Raw genomic sequence first — 18587 nt, 5'->3', positions numbered from 1 at the left:
TATGAATTCGCGAACGACACGGAGCAATAGCCAGTCAGTGAGAACCCGCAGGATGCTGGTGACGGCGGCCTCGCTGGTGCTGGCATTGAGTTTCTGGATCACTCCGGTTCGTGCGCAGGAAAATACCGACTGTCTCGGCTGCCACAATGACAAGTCGCTGGAAGGGACACGCGCTGGCAGGAAGATCTCGGTGTTCGTAGACGAAAAGAAGTTCGGAGGATCTGTCCACGCTGCTCTCACGTGCGTGTCATGTCACGAAGACCTGTCGGGAAAGGAGCTTCCGCATGAGGGGAGCTTGAAGCCGGTGAAGTGCGGAACGTGCCATTCGTCGGAAGAAGCTCTTCATGCCAAGTCGCTGCATGGGAAGGCTGTCTCCCGCGGGGACCAGCTCGCTCCACGCTGCAAGGATTGTCATGGTAACCATAACATCTTGTCTGCGAAGGACCCAAAGTCACCCATTTCTGTACTTCAAGTGCCGTTCTTGTGTGGAAAGTGTCACAAGGAAGGATCTCCCGTCACTGCGCAGCGGACGATTCACCAGGATCATATCCTTGAGAATTTTTCAGAGAGTATTCATGGCCAGGCGCTTTTTCAGAAGGGACTGACAGTCGCTCCTAACTGTGCTTCGTGTCATACCCCGCACTCGATTCTGCCGCATACTGACCCGGCGTCCTCGATAGCCCGGGGCAACATCTCCAAGACGTGCACGAAGTGCCATGGGCAAATCGAAATCGTTCACCGCAAGGTGATACGCGGAGAACTCTGGGAGAAGCAGGCGAACGTGCTTCCTGCCTGCGTCGACTGCCATCAGCCGCACAAGATCCGAAAGGTGTTCTATACGCAGGGGATGGCGGACAAGGATTGTCTCCGTTGTCACGAGAACAAGAACATGAAGTCATCGAAGGATGGCCGCTCGTTGTTCGTGAAGGGTGAGCAGCTCGGCTACTCGCGTCATTCAAAAGTCTCCTGCAGTCAGTGCCACTCTGAAGTAAGTGTTTCCCACGTCCGCCCGTGCGAAACGATCTCAAAGAAAGTGGATTGCACGGCGTGTCACGCAGAAGTGGGACAGCAATTCCAGGTCAGTACTCATGGAAAGCTTGTTGCGAAAAACGACTCCAACGGTCCCACGTGCAAGGAGTGTCACGGCACGCATGACGTCCTCGGGAAGCTGAGTCCGAATTCTGCCACGTTTCCGACGAATGTTCCGCTCCTCTGCGCGCGATGCCATCGCGAAGGTCAGAAAGCGGCCGCCCGGTACGGTGGCTCACAGCATGAAATCATCGAGCATTACACTGAGAGCATTCATGGCAAAGGGTTGATGAAAAGCGGGCTGACGGTGACTGCGACGTGCACGAACTGTCATACGCCGCACAGCGTGCTTCCCAAGAGTGATACGCTTTCAAGCGTGAACCCGCGCAATGTGCCGAAGACGTGCGGCCGGTGTCACCATGGGATTGAAGGGCAGTTTGAATCGAGCGTTCATGTGCAAATGATCGGAAAGACGGACAAGCCGCTGCCGGTATGCAGCGATTGCCATACGGCCCATACGATCCGGCGCGTCGACGCAACGGGATTCAAGCTGGAGATCATGACCCAATGCGGCCGGTGCCACGAGGCGATCGCGAAAACGTACTTCGATACCTACCACGGAAAAGTGTCACAGCTCGGGTACGCGAAGACGGCGAAGTGCTACGATTGCCATGGTGCGCACGACATCCTGCCTATCTCAGATTCGCGTTCTCACCTGAGCCGCGAGAATGTCGTTGGGACATGCCAGAAATGCCACGCGGGAGCCACCCGTCGTTTCGCTGGATATCTGACGCATGCGACACATCACGATCCTCAGAAGTATCCGTTTCTGTTCTGGACATTCTGGGGCATGACGTCGTTGCTTGTCGTTACATTCATCCTGGGAGGTGTTCATACGCTTCTCTGGCTGCCGCGGGCGCTCAGGATGCAGCGCGAACGGCGAAAAAACTCCCGGAAACAAGGGGAAGAAGGCAAGAATGGATAAGGCGACCGGACCTGAAACTGCGCAGGCCGCAGGGGAGCACCAGTTCCTTCGGTTTAAGAGGCTGAACCGCGTTCTCCATGTCATCATGATTGTGAGCTTTATTAGCCTCGCTCTGACCGGCATGACGTTGAAATTTGCCTATACAGGGTGGGCAGCGTTTCTCTCTCATCTCTTTGGTGGTTTCGAATCTGCAGGATACATTCACCGTCTCGCTGCTGTTGCGATGATCGGCATCTTCATCGCACACATCGTCGACATCGTCAGGATGAAGAACAAGATCTACGGTTCGTGGCGTGCATTGATTCTGGGACCCGATTCCATGCTCTTCAACAAGAAAGACCTCCAGGATCTGATCGGGAACTTCAAGTGGTTCCTCGGGAAGGGTCCAAGGCCCGAATATGGCCGATGGACGTATTGGGAGAAATTCGATTACTTCGCCGTGTTCTGGGGAATGGCTGTCATCGGGTCGACCGGTCTCACCCTCTGGTTTCCAGAACTCTTTACAAGGGTCTTCCCGGGATGGCTCTTGAATGTGGCGACAATAATCCACAGCGACGAAGCTCTGCTGGCGGTGGGTTTCATATTCACTGTGCACTTCTTCAATACCCATCTGCGACCGGAGAAATTTCCGATGGATATCGTCGTCTTCACGGGTCGAATGACTGTGGAAGATCTGAAGGAAGACAAGCCGGCTGAGTACGAAGAGTTGGTGAAGGCAGGGAAGCTTGATGAAAACCTCGTCGAGCCCTATCCGCCGATCGTCATCCGGGTGATTCGCATCTTCGGCTGGACGGCGTTGTCTGTGGGATTCAGCATAGTCCTATGGATCATTTACGCTATGCTTTTTGCCTACCAATAAAGGCAAGAAAACCATTGCAAATGAAGGGTGTTGATGGTATTATCGTTGTTGTCACAGAGCGTTGTTTCTGAAAAATAATCGCAAATCCCATGAAACGTATCTTTCCGTCGTCATTCTATAATCCGGTCACGCTTGTTGGAGCGGCGGTTGCTCTCGTCAGTCTTGGCCTGATCTTCTTTCTCATGCTGCTCGAAGCTCTGGCCGAATCGCCAAAGCCGTATATGGGAATCATCGCTTTTGTGCTGCTTCCGGCGGTGCTGCTCATCGGTTTGTGTATCCTGATTTTCGGAATCCTCCGTGAGAGAAAACGCGTGCACGATGGGAAGCCCGAGACAAGGCTTCCTCAGATTGACCTCAATAATCCAAAACACAGAACGGCCTTCGCGGTGTTCTCGACAGCTACGATCGCGTTGCTTTTGCTCTCAGCGTTCGGAAGCTATCAGGCATACGAGCATACGGACTCCGACACATTCTGCGGTACGACATGCCATACCGTTATGGAGCCGGAGTTCACAGCGTATCAGAATTCTCCTCACGCCCGCGTGGGGTGCGTGAAATGTCATATCGGACCCGGTGCCGGCTGGTTCGTCCGTTCGAAACTCTCCGGTGCATATCAGGTATATGCATCGATTTTCAACAAATTCCCGCGGCCCATCCCGACGCCGATCGAGAACTTGCGCCCGGCTCAGGAAACGTGCGAACAGTGCCACTGGCCCAAGCACTTTTTCAGCGAGAAGCAGATCCAGAACACGTACTACACATCGGATGAAAAGAATTCGAAGTGGACGCTCAATTTGCTTGTCAAGGTGGGGGGGGGGAATTCAGAGGCAGGACCGACTTCGGGCATTCACTGGCACATGAACATCGCCAATACGGTCACCTATGCAGCGCTCGACTCTCAGCGCCAGGTGATCCCTTGGGTGCAGATCAAATCGGCTGATGGAAAAGTTGTCACGTACAAGTCCACCGACAATCCGCTGAGCGATGAAGATCTCAAGAAGGTGAAGACGCGCCGGATGGACTGTCTCGATTGTCACAACCGGCCGTCCCATATCTACCATCCGCCCGCCCGTTCAGTGAATCACATCATGTCACTGGGATGGATCGATCCGGAGCTGCCCAATGTGAAGAGCGTCGCTGTCAAAGCCCTCGAAAAGTCATACACCACGAAGAAAATCGCGCTGGACAGCATCAAGTTGACGATCGAAGAGTATTATCGCACGACGTATCCCGACGTCATGGCCCAGAAGAGCGCTCAGATTGGACGGACTGTTACCGAGCTGCAGAAGATCTACAGCCGTGACTACTTTCCGGAAATGCATGTGAGCTGGAAGAAGTTCAACGACAACATCGGTCATATGTACTATCCCGGGTGTTTCCGGTGTCACGACGGCAAGCATGTTTCCGACCAGGGAAAAGTGCTTTCCCGGGACTGTAATGTGTGCCATACGATTCTTGCCCAGCAGTTCGAGAAAGACAAGCTTCGCCTGGATTTGGGAGGAATCGAATATAAGCATCCCGTCGATATTGGCGATGCCTGGAAAGAAATGAATTGCAGCGACTGTCACAACGGTCAGTAATGTCCTTGCTGTCAATGTCTGGCTGATCATTGGTCGGATCGATAGAAAGCACGAAACTATGAAGAGTGAATCAACGCCCACGGGTCAGCCCGAGAGTGACAGGAGAAACTTCCTGAAGTACATTCTGGGTGGTGGTCTTGTTGCGTGGCTTGGGGCGGTACTCTATCCTGTTTTGGCATATCTGAATCCTCCCAAACAGGCTGAGGTTGAGGTCACCAGCGTGAAAGCCGGCAAGGTGAGCGCGATGGAGAAGGACAGCGGCGCCATTGTCCGATTTGGTAACAAGCCGGTGATTCTCGTCCGGAACGCGAATGGTGAGTTTCGAGCTTTCTCAGCAACGTGTACACACCTGGACTGCACAGTGCAGTATCGGAAGGATATGGGGTTGATCTGGTGCGCCTGCCATAACGGGCGCTATGACCTGAACGGACGCAACGTCGCCGGCCCGCCGCCGCGCCCGCTCGACGAATACAGAGTTGTTGTCCAAGGTGACGAAATCTCAATCTCGAAAAAAGCATGAATACGCTCTGGTCCAAACTCTACGACTGGGTCGACGAGCGTGTCAAACTCGGCGGCCTGGTGGAATACATGGGCAAGAAGTACGTCCCTGTAAACCGCCATTCGATTTGGTACTACTTCGGCGGCGTTTCACTTTTCCTGTTCATCATCCAGGTAGTGACGGGAATTCTCCTGCTGTTGTATTACAAGGGGGGTGAACAGCTTGCCTTCGAGAGCATTCATTTCATCATGGCAAAGGTCCAGTTCGGCTGGCTGATCAGGTCGATCCACAGCTGGACGGCGAATCTGTTCATCCTGACGGCGATGATCCACATGTTCAGCGTCTTCTTCGAAAAGGCGTATCGCAAACCGAGGGAAATCACCTGGGTCACGGGCATGCTCATGTTCTTTCTCCTGCTGGGCTTTGGATTCAGCGGATATCTTCTTCCGTGGAATGAGCTCGCGTTTTTTGCCACGAAAGTCGGAACGGACATCGCAGGTGCGGTTCCGGTTGTGGGCAAACCGATCATGGTTTTTTTGCGGGGAGGCGAGGATGTCACGGGCGCCACGCTTTCGAGGTTCTTTGGATTTCACGTCGCTGTGCTCCCGGGAATTTTCACAGTGCTTCTTGCCATCCATCTGCTTCTTGTGCAGCGGCAGGGGATGAGCGAGGCTCTGACCGATGACAAGGTGCCTCCGGCGGAACGCAAGACGATGCCCTTCTTCCCGAACTTTCTGCTGCGGGACATGCTCTTCTGGCTTATCGTGCTCAACCTTCTGGCGATTCTGGCTGTCTTCTTTCCGTGGGAGCTTGGGAAGAAAGCTGATCCATTTGCCTCGGCCCCTGCTGGCATAAAACCTGAATGGTATTTTCTGTTCATGTTCCAGACGCTGAAATACATCCCCGGGAAAATTCTATTCTTCGACGGCGAAGTGCTGGGCATCCTCGTCTTCGGAGTGGCCGGGGCGCTCTGGCTCCTTGTTCCTTTCTTGGACAAGAAAACTGCACGCGGCGAGGACAATCGGCTTATCAATTACATTGGGATTTTTGTAGTCTTCTATATCCTGGCACTCACAATCGTCGGGTGGTTCCTATGAGCAAGACTACCCGTATGTTGACTGCAGCGATCGTGTTGCTGACTTGTTCCCTCAGTCTGGCGTTCACAGAGGATAAATGCCTGACGTGTCACGAGACCGTCGGCGGCAAGGCCGTGGACCTCTTTAAGCGGGATGTCCACCACGCGAAGGGAGTTTCCTGTGCAGGTTGCCATGGCGGCAATGCACAAACGGATGACATGGAAAAAGCGATGGACAAGAAGGCCGGGTTCATCGGAGTACCGAAAGGGGATGAAATCTCCGAGGCCTGTGCGCGATGCCACGGTGACGCGGAACAGATGAAGAAGCTCGGATCTGCGCTTCCGATTACACAGTACGCCAACCTTGAGATCAGTGTTCACGGAAAACTGGCCACGAACGGGAAGGGACACATTGTTCAGTGTATCACCTGCCATAATGCTCATGGCGTGGTTTCCGTAAAGAATCCTGCTTCACCTGTCTATCCCCTGAACATTGTCAAGACGTGCACCAAATGTCACGCTGATGCCGCATTCATGAGGAGCTACAATCCCTCGCTGCCTGTCGACCAGCTCGACAAGTATCGCACGAGTGTCCACGGGACGAAAAATGTCAAGGGAGATGCGAAGGTAGCACAATGCGCGAGCTGCCACGGCAGTCACAACATCCTTTCTGCAAAGGATACCAGATCTTCTGTATACCCGGGGAACATTCCTTCGACGTGTGCGCATTGCCACAGCGATGCGAAGTATATGAAGGAATACAAGATTCCCACAGATCAGTTCGACAAGTTTTCGAAAAGCGTCCATGGCGTTGCGCTGCTGCAGAAACATGACAACGGCGCGCCGGCCTGCAACAGCTGTCATGGAAACCACGCGGCCACGCCTCCGGGAATCACATCGGTTTCCAAGGTCTGCGGCACCTGTCACGCTCTTAATGCCGACCTGTTCTCGGCGAGTCCGCATAAGAAGGCATTCGACGATCGAAAACTTCCTGAATGCGAGACGTGTCACGGGAATCACGAGATCATCATTGCCACCAATAAACTCCTTGGCGTGACGTCGGAGGCAGTGTGCAGCCGCTGCCACAACGCGAGCCAGAACGTCAAAGGATTCGCGGCTGCGGGATCGATGCGCGGTCTCATCGACAGCCTTGAAACAGCCGAACAGCACGCGATTGCTTTGGTGGATGAAGCCGAACAGAAGGGCATGGAGATTTCGGAAGCGAAATACAAATTGAGGGATGCACACCAGGCCCGGCTCGAGTCGAGAACGATGGTGCATGCGTTCAACGAAGCCCGCTTCCGGGACGTGGCGACCAAGGGTTTGGTTGTTTCGGCTGCGGTGAACCAGGAAGCAGTACAAGCACTCGATGAATATGTATTCCGCAGAGTCGGCCTCGGTCTTGCGACGCTCGCCATCACCGTGCTGGCTGTTTCGCTCTATGTGTTCATCCGAAGGCTCGAACGGCGACAGGCTTTGGGAGGAAAGTAACTCCCATATTTCCACAACGATCCACTACTCAGGAGGTTCTCTATGGTAACCCGTTTTCTCACTCTGCTGTTGATTCTGATGGTTGCCGTCGGGTTCACGTCATTGGCTCAGAATAAGTACATCGGCGTCAAGATGTGCTCCATGTGCCATAAGGCGGACAAGACGGGAAATCAGTTTGGCGTGTGGCAGAAGAGCAAGCATGCCGGAGCATACAAGACCCTTACGGGCGAAAAGGCTGCAGAAATTGCCAAAGCAAAAGGCATCAAGAATGCTGCAGAAGCCCCGGAATGTCTCGAGTGCCATGGCGCAGTGGATGTGAAGCTTGCAGATAAGACGTTTGATGTGAAAGACGGCGTGCAATGCGAAGTGTGTCACGGTGCAGGATCGGCATACAAGAACATGGCAGTCATGAAAGACAAAGCGAAAGCAATTGCCGCTGGTCTGCATGAATTCAAAGACATGGCAGCAGTCGAGACACTGTGCAAGACCTGCCACAACGACAAGAGTCCGACCCACAAAGCCTTCAAGGTTGAGGAGATGTGGGGAAAGATCAAGCACTCAGTTCCAAAGGGCTAAGAGCCCGCTGCAGTGTTCTCAGGTTGCTTCAGGAGCGGCGCTGCACCAGACGTCGCAGCGCCCGCTCTCCCTTTCGGTTCACGCGCGAGGGGAAGGTGTGATGGACAGAAATGCGGTCCAGAAATCTCTTGAAGTTTGGCTGTTTGTCGCAATAGCGGCATCGATGAATGGCATGTTCCGGAGCCTGTTCTTGATTCCAAGGATAGGAGAGCATACCTCGCACGTGCTGAGCGTGCTGATGCTGATGATTGTTGTTTTACTGTCGTCCTCGGTCCTGGTCAACAAGCTTCTTAGAGACTATGACAATACCGACTTGTTCATCATCGGATCGTTTTGGGCGGCATTGACGGTAAGTGTTGATTGTTTGTTTGAGCACTATGTCCTCGATATCCCTTGGAGATCGATTTTGAGCGACTATAATCTGCTCTCCGGAAGAATCTGGATCATGGTGCTGGCCACGGAGATTATCGGACCGTGGTTCATGGCTTCGAACAGGCGTTGACAGCACCGAAACGCCGGCCTCCGGGAGGGGAACTTCACCGTGCCCGCCTCCGACGATTGTTCTTTCTCTGAACCAGCGGCAAGGATCTCAACAACTACTAATCTGAATGCTTATGAAGAAACTCCTGGTTGTCACCTGTCTCATCGCCCTTTCCGTTTCGGGTGCGTTTGCCCAGCGACTGCAGGTCCGGTTTGTTACGTCGGCCTATGCCTGGGAGCGTCAGGACTCAATCGGTACGTCCTCACAGCACCTGTTCGGATATCAGACCATCCAGCTCTCGCTTGCAGGCGAGAAACTCTCGTTCAATACCTACATGCAGGGCTTCAATGATTTCACCGGACCTGCGAAGAATGAGGGGACGCTGAGGGTCTACAATTTCTTTTTCAAAGCCTCCAACATCGGGAACATGGCGGACGTGAGCATGGGGCGTCAGGCGATCTTTGCCGGCGTCGGGTCGGGAACGATCGACGGCGGACTCGCCTCGCTCAAGTTCCTTGATTCCCGGCTCAAGCTCGTCGGGTACTACGGTGCTCTTCCGTCGGAACGCTACAAGATGGCGTTGATCAACAACGCGGGGGACAACTACATGACGGGTGCTCAGCTCGTTGCTTCGCCAGCGGACTTTGCTCAGGTCTCGGTGAGCTACATGCAGAAGCATCTCAGACCCGAAACATACATCGGCATTCGCCGGGACTCCCTCTTCAATCCGTACCCGATCGAGATCAAGCCCTCTGCCGCGGCGGAAGAATATCTCAGCGGCGACATCAACCTGGAATACACCGACGTCGTTTCGGGGTACGGACGGTTTGACTATGATCTCCTGTCGGAGAAGAACTCCCGCATGCAGGTATTTGCCCGGGTCAGTCCGTTTGTAAACCTGAACGTCAAAGCACTGCAACCGCTGAGCCTGACCGGCGAGTACATCCAGCGTGATCCGCGGCTGCTTTATAATTCGATCTTTTCGGTGTTCACGTTCAACTCTTTGAAAGAATATGAGGCGGGAGCTGAATACGCCATCGGTCAGTACTGGCAGGTGTTTGCGAAATACGGCACCGTTTCCTACAACGATGCGACACAGAACCAAATCACCGTCGGAGTCAACGGAGAACATGTTTCGATGAGTCTCACGCGGGATAACGGAGACGGCGGGGAGTTGAGCGCCGCATCGCTGAACCTTGGTTATCCGCTGCTTGAGAACAAACTGACGCCGACTCTGCTTCTCGGTTACGCACATTATAAGTTGAGTGAATACTCCTCCAAGCTGGATGATGCTCTCAGCGTTGCGGTCGGTGCCGTGTATCGTCCTTCACGGGCTTTCTCGGTCGATGTGCAGGCGCAGTGGATCCAGAACAAGATCTATAACAGCGACATGCGGTTTTTCGTCAGGGTAAACTATCTCCTCAGTCAACAACTCAGACTCTTTTAGCAGAAACCCAATGAGAACTCCAAAACCTCCATCATCCACGACTGTCCGGCGGGTTTTCAACAGGCTTTTGCCTGTGGCTTCATGTCTGCTGGCCTTCACGCTGGTTGCATACTCCGGCGCGTTTGCCCAGTCGAAAGACCGACCGGCAACAATCAAATTCTCACACCGCTTTCACGTCAGGGACGCGGGTGCCGCATGTGCGGATTGTCATACCGCTGCGCCGACGAGCACACTCGCCACGGACACGCTGCTCGCGACACACGAGAACTGCAAGTCCTGTCACGAGGAGCAATTGAACTCCAAGTGCGCATTCTGCCATACGAATGACGACCCGTCAACGTATGCGGCTAGCGCGCTGCCGAAGCGAAACCTGCTCTTCTCGCACAAGCGCCACGTCGAGACGCTGAAAGTGGAATGCGAAAAGTGCCATACAGGAGTCGACAAGGCGGAGATCGGAGTTTCTGTCGCGATCCCGGCGATGCCGTCATGCAATACATGCCATAACGACGTCAAAGCGTCCAATGCGTGTGAAGGATGCCACGTGGACATGGCGGCGCTCCGGCCGAGAGAGCACAACCGAACGGATTTTGTGCGCGAGCACAAGATGGTCGCCCGGATATCGACGTCGACCTGCGCTTCCTGCCACACGCAGGAGTCGTGCGCAGACTGCCACAACGGCTCAGACCTTCTTAAAATCGACGTCGCCGGCAAAGACCTGATGTCACTCCGGTCGCCGAGACTTACGTCTATCGATCGCGGCCAGGGAATGAGGACGGCGAAGGTTCACGATCTCAACTTCAAGTTTACGCACGGCCTCGCGGTGGAGGGGAAGACCTCCGATTGCCAGAGCTGCCACAATCAGCAGACGTTCTGTGCAACGTGCCACGAATCAGGCGGCAACGTCAATCAGGGCAGGTTCCAGCCCGAGTCCCATCGGAAGCCGGGATTTGCGACGATCGGCGTCGGATCCGGCGGAGGTGCGCACGCAAAACTTGCACGGCGGGATATCGAGAGTTGCGCGTCGTGCCATGATACTCAGGGGACAGATCCAGCGTGCATCACATGCCATATGGATTCAGACGGCATCAAGGGTACAAATGCCCGAACTCACCAGCCGGGATTCATGGCGGGTGAGCACGGTTCATGGCACACTGATCCGGGTGCCACGTGTTATGTGTGCCATACAGACGCCAATGCTCGTGTCGGCGGAATCAAAGGACAGAAGTTCTGTGGCTATTGTCATAAGTGAGCAGAGACCTATGAGAAAACACTATATCCCTACGATCGTACTCCTGACGGCGCTTGTCGTCATCGCTTCGCTGTTGAATTCCTGCAGTGATCTCAAGAGCGTGCAGGACCTGCCGATGGCATCGTCCGGAACGCTGAAGATTCACGAGGCCGGCTGGCTTGATACCACGGCGTCGAATTTCCACGGAACGGTACTGAAACAGGCCCAGTACAATCTTGACAACTGCGCGACGTGCCATTCGAGACAATTCACAGGCGGGACAAGCGGCGTGGCATGCTCCAAGTGCCATCAGTATTATCCGCACCCGGCCGGATTCGGCGCTTCTACAGGCCACCCGCAGTACCTCTATAATCAGAACTATCCTCTGAGCCAATGCAAGACGTGTCATGGCGCAACGTATGCAGGAGGCGGAAACGCGAATCTTTCCTGCATGAAGTCGGGATGCCATGTCGATGCGAACAATGCTGCAAAATCGCCCGAGGCTTGCAGCGCATGCCACGGCAACTTCAAAGCGGCCGCGACTGATCTCATCGCTGCAGCTCCGCCGAAGTCTGTCCTGGGACTTACCGACCCGGCTACGCGCGGTGTCGGCGCCCATCAGAAGCACCTTGCCACCGCAACACTGGGCAAAGCGCTGAAATGCCAGGAATGTCATACAGTCCCATCGCAGCTCACCTCCACCGGTCACCTCGGATCACTGCCGGCAGAAGTTGTATTCAATGATACGCTCGCGCAGCTGAAGTCGGGCAACGGATCGCTCGTGCCGAGGCCTTCGTATGATCCGGCGACGCTCAAATGCAGCAATACGTTCTGCCACGGCAACTGGAAGGTCAGGAAAGCCACTTCGGCGTCACAGTTCGTGTATACGGATTCTGTGATGGTTGGCGCCAATGATTCTCCCTCGTGGACAGGCGGATCGGCTGCGTCGACGTGCGGTACGTGTCACGGAATTCCCCCCAAAGGGCACCTCGTGCTGGCAGTTTCGTCATGCGGCACGTGCCACGTGGGCGTCGTCGACAACAACGGGCAGATCGTCGACAAGTCAAAACATAGTAATGGAAAGATCAACGTGTTCGGTCAGGAGTACGCATTCTGATCGGGCAGTTGACTCTTCACACGAGTTGTATCATCAACCATTGAACGAAGGGAGAGGCTGAGAGAGAAGATGGTAGGGACTTTCATTGTCTATTTGTCATGTGCCGCTTCGGCGATTTCCGCCTACGCGTACTATCGGAGCACCAGAGGAGATCAGCGATATCTTTCTCTCGCGAGGAACAGTTATGGAATCATGACGGCTGGCGTCATCGCAGCGTCCTTGATGCTGATGCTGTATATCCTGCGCCACCAGTTTGAATACGATTATGTCTGGGCCTACAGCTCGAAGTCACTTCCGCTTCACCTGTTGATAACGACCTTCTGGGCCGGCCAGGAAGGAAGTTTTCTCCTCTGGGCGCTCTGCGGTTCCATCATCGGTATTATCCTTATGGCGTACACCCGCCGGAAGGGGATGGAAGCGGAGACGATGACGGTGTTCGGGATCGTCCAGGGCTTCCTGCTGTTGCTGCTGATTGCAAAATCTCCTTTTCAATACATCTGGAATGTGCACGCGGATGCTTCCGTGGGCATGGTTCCCCCTGACGGTCGGGGCCTCAATCCGCTGCTGCAGAATTTCTGGATGATCATTCATCCGCCGATTCTGTTCGCCGGATTCGCGATGATGGCAGTCCCGTTCGTCTTCGCCATGACCGCCCTGTGGCGGAAGGCATACCTCGATTGGATTCCCAATGCTCTCCCGTGGGTCATTGCCGGAACGATCGCTTTGGGATCAGGGATCATGCTCGGCGGTTACTGGGCATACGGTGTTCTGGGATGGGGGGGATGGTGGGGATGGGATCCTGTCGAGAATTCATCCTTGATCCCCTGGATCATCGGAATTATCCTGCTTCACACGATGCTGGTTCAGAAGAAGACGGGCGGACTCGCGAAGACAAATTTCTTCCTGGGTATTTCGACGTACGTCCTCGTGGTCTACAGCACGTTTTTGACACGAAGTGGAATCCTTGGATCGGCCTCTGTCCATTCGTTTGTCGACCCCGGGGCGATCGCCTATGCCCTTCTTGTCGTCTGGATCGTCGCCTCGCTCCTGTTCGGGTTCGGCATGTTGTTCCTCCGATGGAAGGATCTCAAGAATCTCTCGACCCGCTCACCGCTGTTCACGCGGGAATCACTCCTCGCAATCAGCGCCGCGGTTATGGGAGCCAGCGCATTCGTGATCCTGGTGGGCACGAGTCGTCCGCTATTCTCGGCCGGCACTCTCGAGCCTTCATTCTATGACAAGACGAATCTTCCGATTGCCATCGCTCTTGGATTTCTGCTGGCGCTCAGCCTCGTTGTCCAATGGAAGGAAGAGTCTTCCCGCCAAATCCTGAAGAATGCTGCGGCGGCGTTTCTCGCGTCGGTCGCCGTGGTTGTGATCCTGGTCCTGTCGGGCCTTCATGATTTCCTGATCGGTCTGTTTGCCTTTTCCTCACTGTTCGCTCTTTTCGTCAATCTCATCCGCCTGTATACTCTCTCGAAGGATAGCATCCGTTACACCGGGGGAGTCATTGCGCACATCGGACTGACAGTTCTGTTCCTTGGCATCATCGGGTCAGGACGGTACGGCGAAAAAAAGACCGCTTCGCTCGCGCTGAACGAGCCAAAAGAGGTCCTTGGTCATCAACTGACATACAAAGGGTCGAGTCCGATGCCGGATGGCAAGTGGCGCTTCTCCGTTCAGGTGGTCAAGGATGGATCGTCGTTTGAACTCGACCCGGTCATGTACCAGAGCGAGTATAATAACAACCTGATGAGAAATCCCGATTACGCTTCATTCTTGACGCGCGATTTCTACATCGAACCGGTTTCGCTCGAAGAAAACGCTGCCGCGCCGTCATCGCCCGAAGGAACGGTCCTGCAGCTCAAGAAGGGGGAGTCCAAGACCGTTGGTGACGCGACGGTCACATTCGTCCGGTTCGACATGGACCACAAAGGCATGGATCCTGCGAGCGTCAGCGACGGAATGCCCATCGGAGTGGTTCTGAATGTGAAGCGCGGGATGTCGATTGAACAACTTATTCCGGTTACGTTTTACAAAGGTGCTCAGAGTACCCAGGTGCAGGCTGCCAAGACGAAAGATGGGGCACTCAGCTTCGAACTCGCAGGAATGAATGTCGATACTCAAGCCAAAGGCAGTGTGATCGAACTGAAAATATCGGGCATCGCAGGGCCTGTGGCAGCATCGGGGCGATCGGAGCTTCTGGTGATAGAAGCGAGCATCAAGCCTTTTATGAGTCTGGTCTGGGCAGGAGCCGTTCTGATGATCGTCGGGCTTGGGATTTCGCTCTCCACGAAATTCAACCTGAGCATTTCCGCATAGCCAGACTCCCGCAAGACGAACAACGGCATTTCGGCAGAGAGGAAGGTCGTTGAGGGCAAATATCTCCGTGTGTCCTGTTAGCGATGCCCTGTGGTACGACGAAGCGTAGGAAGTAAATGCCCGCCCCGGCTCCCGGCTGCGGGCATTTCATTTTCCTGGGGTCGCAGGAATGACTCTCACTACTTGGAAAGATCAGACAAGATCTCTTCTCGGTGAGGGTTTGTCAGGAATTGCGTAGAGCTTTAGTCCGCGAAGCTCTTCATTGTACATCTCATCTCTGAAATTCATCAGTCTGCGCAGAATGTCAGACATTCTGTCGACATTGTCCTGTATCTCCCTGAGATGTGAATTGAGCTCAGCGCTTGGTCTTTCCGGGGACGCGTGGATCTTGCTCAGTGTCAGATCGATAATGGCCATCGGGTTGTTGAGCTCGTGATGAACGGTGCGAATGATTGTTGTTATCGCTTCGCTGCGTTGGCGGACAATTTCGCTGCGTCCCAGTGATTTCTGGTATTCCCTTTTCTCAAGTCCGGCGAGGATGGCCTTCTCCAAAACGTAGGGATTCGCGAGCTCTTCTTTCGTAAGGTAATCGTCAGCGCCAAGTTTGAAGACGTCGTGTACGATCCGGTAGTCCTGGCTGGCGGAGATCACGACGACGACTGTGTCGGAATCGCGGGTTCGCAATGCCCTGAGAAGATCGCCTCCGGTGATGCCGGGAAGATAGAAATCCAGGAGGATTACATCGAACGCTCCTGGCTTCTTGAGAGATTCCAGAGCGTCCTCGGCGGAAGTCACAATCGTGACCTGATAGTTGTACTCAAGTGATCGTTTCAGGATATGGTGAAACGATTGGGCTATTGCCGGTTCGTCTTCAACGATGAGGATGTTGCGGGTTACCATGCCATTCTCCTGATAGTCATCGGCCAGATTCCACACGTCGGTAAGAAATGAATCCCATTGTCCTGGTCAGGCCGGGGGATCGAACAGCGTAAGATAGTGCTATTTGTCAAAATTCACACGTCTGCTTCTCGGGGGACAAAGGACTGAAATCGGGATCCTCTAAAATGTCGGGCTTTCTGCCCCTCTTTTGAACGATTCGACAGAAGCCGTGGGAATACCCGTAAAATGGTCCGAGACGGTGTGGCTCTTTCAGGAGGGATGGAAGTTCAACTTTCGCTTGCCATGTATGGGAAGGCGAACCCGGGCCTTCGCAAGCGTAAGAAAGCTGTCACTTCGCCTCGTTGAAATCACTGCTGGGGAGTGCGAGGTCTTAGAGGGCCAGGCGGCACGCTTTTTGACCATTGAGGGCAGAGCCAGGGTGCCGAGAGCGGAGCGATTGGTTTCCCGTAGATATTGAAATGACTTTGAATCAATCCTAACCACCATCACATTTCTGCGTGGAAAGCTATGAACATTGGCATTCTCAAAGAAGAAGCCGCCATCGAACGACGCGTAGCGCTGTCACCGGCCGGTGTCCAGGATCTGACATCAGAAGGGCACAACGTCTACGTTCTTCATCAAGACGGCGCTCGGGCGATTTTCAGGGACGAGGACTATCAGATTGCCGGGGCGACGATTACCTACAGCCCTGACGAGATTATCAACCGATCTGATCTCGTGCTGAAGGTCTCGCCTCCGACGGAAGCGGAACTGCAGATGCTGCGGGAAGGGCAGACGATGTTTTCGACTCTGCACCTTGCGGTCTCACGGCGCAAAGTGCTCGAAAAATTGCTGGCGGCAAAAGTCACCGCCGTCGCCTTTGAACTCATCGAGAATGAAAAAGGGGATCTGTCGCTGCTCCAGGTGATGAGCGAGATCGCGGGACAGATCGCAATACAGGCGGGAGCACATTACCTGCAGGCGGGACAGGGCGGACGGGGAACATTGCTCGGGAGCTTGCCGGGAATTCCACCTGCAAATGTTGTGATTCTTGGCGCGGGAACCGTTGGGAGAACTGCGGCCCGGATTGCGCTCGGCATGGGTGCCAATGTGACGGTGCTGGACAAAGACCTTTCGCGGCTCAGAGAACTCGAACATCTTTTCCAGTGGAAGATCAGCACGAGCCTCGCAACCAGCTACCACGTGTCCCGGTCGGTCCGGTTCGCCGACGTTGTCATCGGTGCCGTCCTGCTCAAGGCCGAGAAAGCGCCGCACGTCATCACGGAGGCCATGGTGAAGGAGATGAAGCCCGGTTCGGTCATCATTGACGCCTCCATTGACCAGGGAGGGTGCGTCGAGACAAGCCGCCCCACCACGATCGACGACCCGGTGTTCGTTATGCACGGTGTGACGCATTACTGTGTTCCGAACATGCCCGCCGTTGTCGCGCGCACCGCAACCATGGCCATGACCAACTCACTGATGCCGTACATTCAGCAGGTATGCGAGATAGGAATCGTCAAGGCCTTGCGGGAGAATGCCGGTCTCGGCAAGGGGGTCTGCACATATCAGGGTGTCTGCACGAATGAAGTGATAGCGCGCATTTTCGATTTCAAGTCCCAATCCATCGGCACGCTCGTTAAGAACTCTTGAGCATAGATCCGGACACAAGTGAGGATTATGAACTGGTTAGACCAATACAAAAAGAAAGTCGTATCGCTCGAGGAGGCTGTCTCCGTTGTCAAGTCGGGAGATCGCATCTTCCTGAGCGGCAATGCGGCAACGCCGACGCTTCTGGCGAATGGCCTCGCCCGGAGAAAGGACGAGTTGCACAATGTTGAAGTGAACCACATCCTTGTGCTCGGTGAAGATCCGCTTTCCGAGCCTGGAATGGAGAGCCACTTCCGCCACAACTCCTTGTTCGTCGGAGCCGCCGATCGCCGTGCCATTCAGGAAGGGCGATCCGACTATGTCCCGGTCCATCTCTCAGAGATCCCCGGACTTTTCGTGGATCAGATTATTCCCATCGATGTCGCGTTGGTCCACCTTTCCCAACCCGACGAACACGGCTTCATGAGTTTTGGCGTTGAATGCGCTGCGTCGAAAGCCGCGGCGGAAAACGCGAAACTTGTCGTGGCACAGGTCAACGACCGTATGCCGCGGACGCTTGGTGACGTGTTCATTCACGTGTCCCGTGTTCACAAGGTCGTTGAATGTTCAGAGCCGCTGAAAACCCTGAAAGAAGGGGTTTCATCCGATCTGGAACGCAGGATAGCGTCTCATATCACGGACCTGGTAGAGGACGGTGCGACCCTGCAGCTGGGAATCGGCGGCATTCCGGACGCGGTGCTTTCGCTTCTCGAAGGAAAGAAAGACCTCGGCATCCATACGGAGATGGTCTCGGACGGTGTTGTCAAGGCCATCGATAGGGGGATTATCACCAACCAGAAGAAGACGCTTCATCCGGGCAAGGTGATTGCGACGTTTGTGCTTGGGTCTGAGAGTCTGTATGACTACGTGCACAACAATCCGCTGTTCGAAATGCACCCGTGTAACTACACCAACAATCCGTTCATAGTCTCCCAGAACGTGAAAATGGTGGCCATCAACTCGGCTATCGAAGTCGATATTACCGGGCAGGTCTGCTCAGATTCCATCGGAAGCCGTATCTACAGCGGCTTCGGGGGCCAGGTCGATTTCATCCGTGGGGCAGGCTACTCAAAGGGGGGCAAGCCGATCATCGCTCTTCCCTCGACTGTAAAGGATGGGGAGGCTAGCAGAATTGTCTCGCAGCTCAAACCAGGGGCCGGTGTGGTGACGTCACGGGCTGACGTGCACTACGTTGTGACGGAGTTTGGCGTGGCATCGCTGCATGGCCGTAATCTTCGCCAGAGGGCCGAAGCCCTCATGGCCATAGCGCACCCGAAGTTCCACAACGATCTTGAAAAGGCGCTCCGTAAGTCATAGTGTCACTCCGCAATAAGAAATGAAAAGGCCGTCGGACATGTTGTCCGACGGC

General features: G+C 54.6%; 15 protein-coding genes. 14 read left to right on the top strand and 1 reads right to left on the bottom strand.

Features of this window, described 5'->3' with window-relative positions:
- The first annotated feature begins 1 nt into the window (after position 1).
- From NTU47_10260 to ccsA, 12 genes are all read left to right on the top strand, one after another.
- The gene (locus NTU47_10260) at positions 2 to 2014 is read left to right on the top strand and encodes a cytochrome c3 family protein (protein ID MCX6134181.1); all 2013 of its coding nucleotides are present in this window, start codon (positions 2 to 4) and stop codon (positions 2012 to 2014) included.
- A complete protein-coding gene (locus NTU47_10255) occupies positions 2007 to 2873 on the top strand; it encodes a hypothetical protein (protein MCX6134180.1) in 867 nt (288 codons plus the stop codon). The genes NTU47_10260 and NTU47_10255 overlap by 8 nt, the downstream gene beginning before the upstream one ends.
- 89 nt (positions 2874 to 2962) lie before the next feature.
- Positions 2963 to 4453, top strand: a complete 1491-nt coding sequence (locus tag NTU47_10250) for a NapC/NirT family cytochrome c (GenBank protein ID MCX6134179.1) — start codon at positions 2963 to 2965, stop codon at positions 4451 to 4453.
- A 58-nt stretch (positions 4454 to 4511) separates the two neighbouring features.
- Complete coding sequence (locus NTU47_10245) at positions 4512 to 4973, top strand: Rieske (2Fe-2S) protein (protein ID MCX6134178.1); 462 nt, start codon at positions 4512 to 4514, stop codon at positions 4971 to 4973.
- Positions 4970 to 6049, top strand: a complete 1080-nt coding sequence (locus tag NTU47_10240) for a cytochrome b N-terminal domain-containing protein (GenBank protein ID MCX6134177.1) — start codon at positions 4970 to 4972, stop codon at positions 6047 to 6049. The genes NTU47_10245 and NTU47_10240 overlap by 4 nt, the downstream gene beginning before the upstream one ends.
- The gene (locus NTU47_10235) at positions 6046 to 7518 is read left to right on the top strand and encodes a cytochrome c3 family protein (protein ID MCX6134176.1); all 1473 of its coding nucleotides are present in this window, start codon (positions 6046 to 6048) and stop codon (positions 7516 to 7518) included. Before NTU47_10240 ends, NTU47_10235 begins: the two co-directional genes overlap by 4 nt.
- A 42-nt stretch (positions 7519 to 7560) precedes the next feature.
- Positions 7561 to 8094, top strand: a complete 534-nt coding sequence (locus NTU47_10230; protein ID MCX6134175.1) for a cytochrome c family protein — start codon at positions 7561 to 7563, stop codon at positions 8092 to 8094.
- Positions 8095 to 8194: 100 nt separating this feature from the next.
- Positions 8195 to 8596, top strand: coding sequence for a hypothetical protein (locus NTU47_10225; GenBank protein ID MCX6134174.1), 402 nt, complete (start codon positions 8195 to 8197; stop codon positions 8594 to 8596).
- Between the two features lie 112 nt (positions 8597 to 8708).
- Positions 8709 to 10022: a hypothetical protein gene (locus NTU47_10220; GenBank protein ID MCX6134173.1), complete on the top strand. Its 1314-nt coding sequence runs from the start codon at positions 8709 to 8711 to the stop codon at positions 10020 to 10022.
- A gap of 10 nt (positions 10023 to 10032) precedes the next feature.
- The gene (locus NTU47_10215; GenBank protein ID MCX6134172.1) at positions 10033 to 11271 is read left to right on the top strand and encodes a cytochrome C; all 1239 of its coding nucleotides are present in this window, start codon (positions 10033 to 10035) and stop codon (positions 11269 to 11271) included.
- A 10-nt stretch (positions 11272 to 11281) separates the two neighbouring features.
- On the top strand, positions 11282 to 12367 hold the full coding sequence (locus NTU47_10210; protein ID MCX6134171.1) for a hypothetical protein: 1086 nt from the start codon (positions 11282 to 11284) through the stop codon (positions 12365 to 12367).
- 69 nt (positions 12368 to 12436) lie between these two features.
- Entirely contained in the window at positions 12437 to 14689 is a 2253-nt protein-coding gene (gene ccsA, locus NTU47_10205; protein MCX6134170.1) for a cytochrome c biogenesis protein CcsA, read from the top strand.
- Between the two features lie 192 nt (positions 14690 to 14881).
- Here the strand turns inward: ccsA and NTU47_10200 are convergent, their stop codons facing one another.
- On the bottom strand, positions 14882 to 15589 hold the full coding sequence (locus NTU47_10200; GenBank protein MCX6134169.1) for a response regulator: 708 nt from the start codon (positions 15587 to 15589) through the stop codon (positions 14882 to 14884).
- A gap of 507 nt (positions 15590 to 16096) precedes the next feature.
- Between NTU47_10200 and NTU47_10195 the strand changes: the two genes are divergently transcribed.
- Both NTU47_10195 and NTU47_10190 read left to right on the top strand, forming a co-directional pair.
- Positions 16097 to 17221 (top strand): alanine dehydrogenase, encoded by a 1125-nt coding sequence (locus tag NTU47_10195; protein MCX6134168.1) that lies wholly within the window; start codon positions 16097 to 16099, stop codon positions 17219 to 17221.
- A gap of 27 nt (positions 17222 to 17248) precedes the next feature.
- Entirely contained in the window at positions 17249 to 18535 is a 1287-nt protein-coding gene (locus NTU47_10190) for a 4-hydroxybutyrate CoA-transferase (protein MCX6134167.1), read from the top strand.
- The last annotated feature ends 52 nt before the right edge of the window (positions 18536 to 18587 follow it).

This window comes from Ignavibacteriales bacterium (assembly GCA_026390595.1).
Taxonomy (GTDB): Bacteria; Bacteroidota; Ignavibacteria; order UBA10030; family UBA10030; genus UBA9647.
This window is presented reverse-complemented; position numbering and strand designations above follow the sequence as displayed.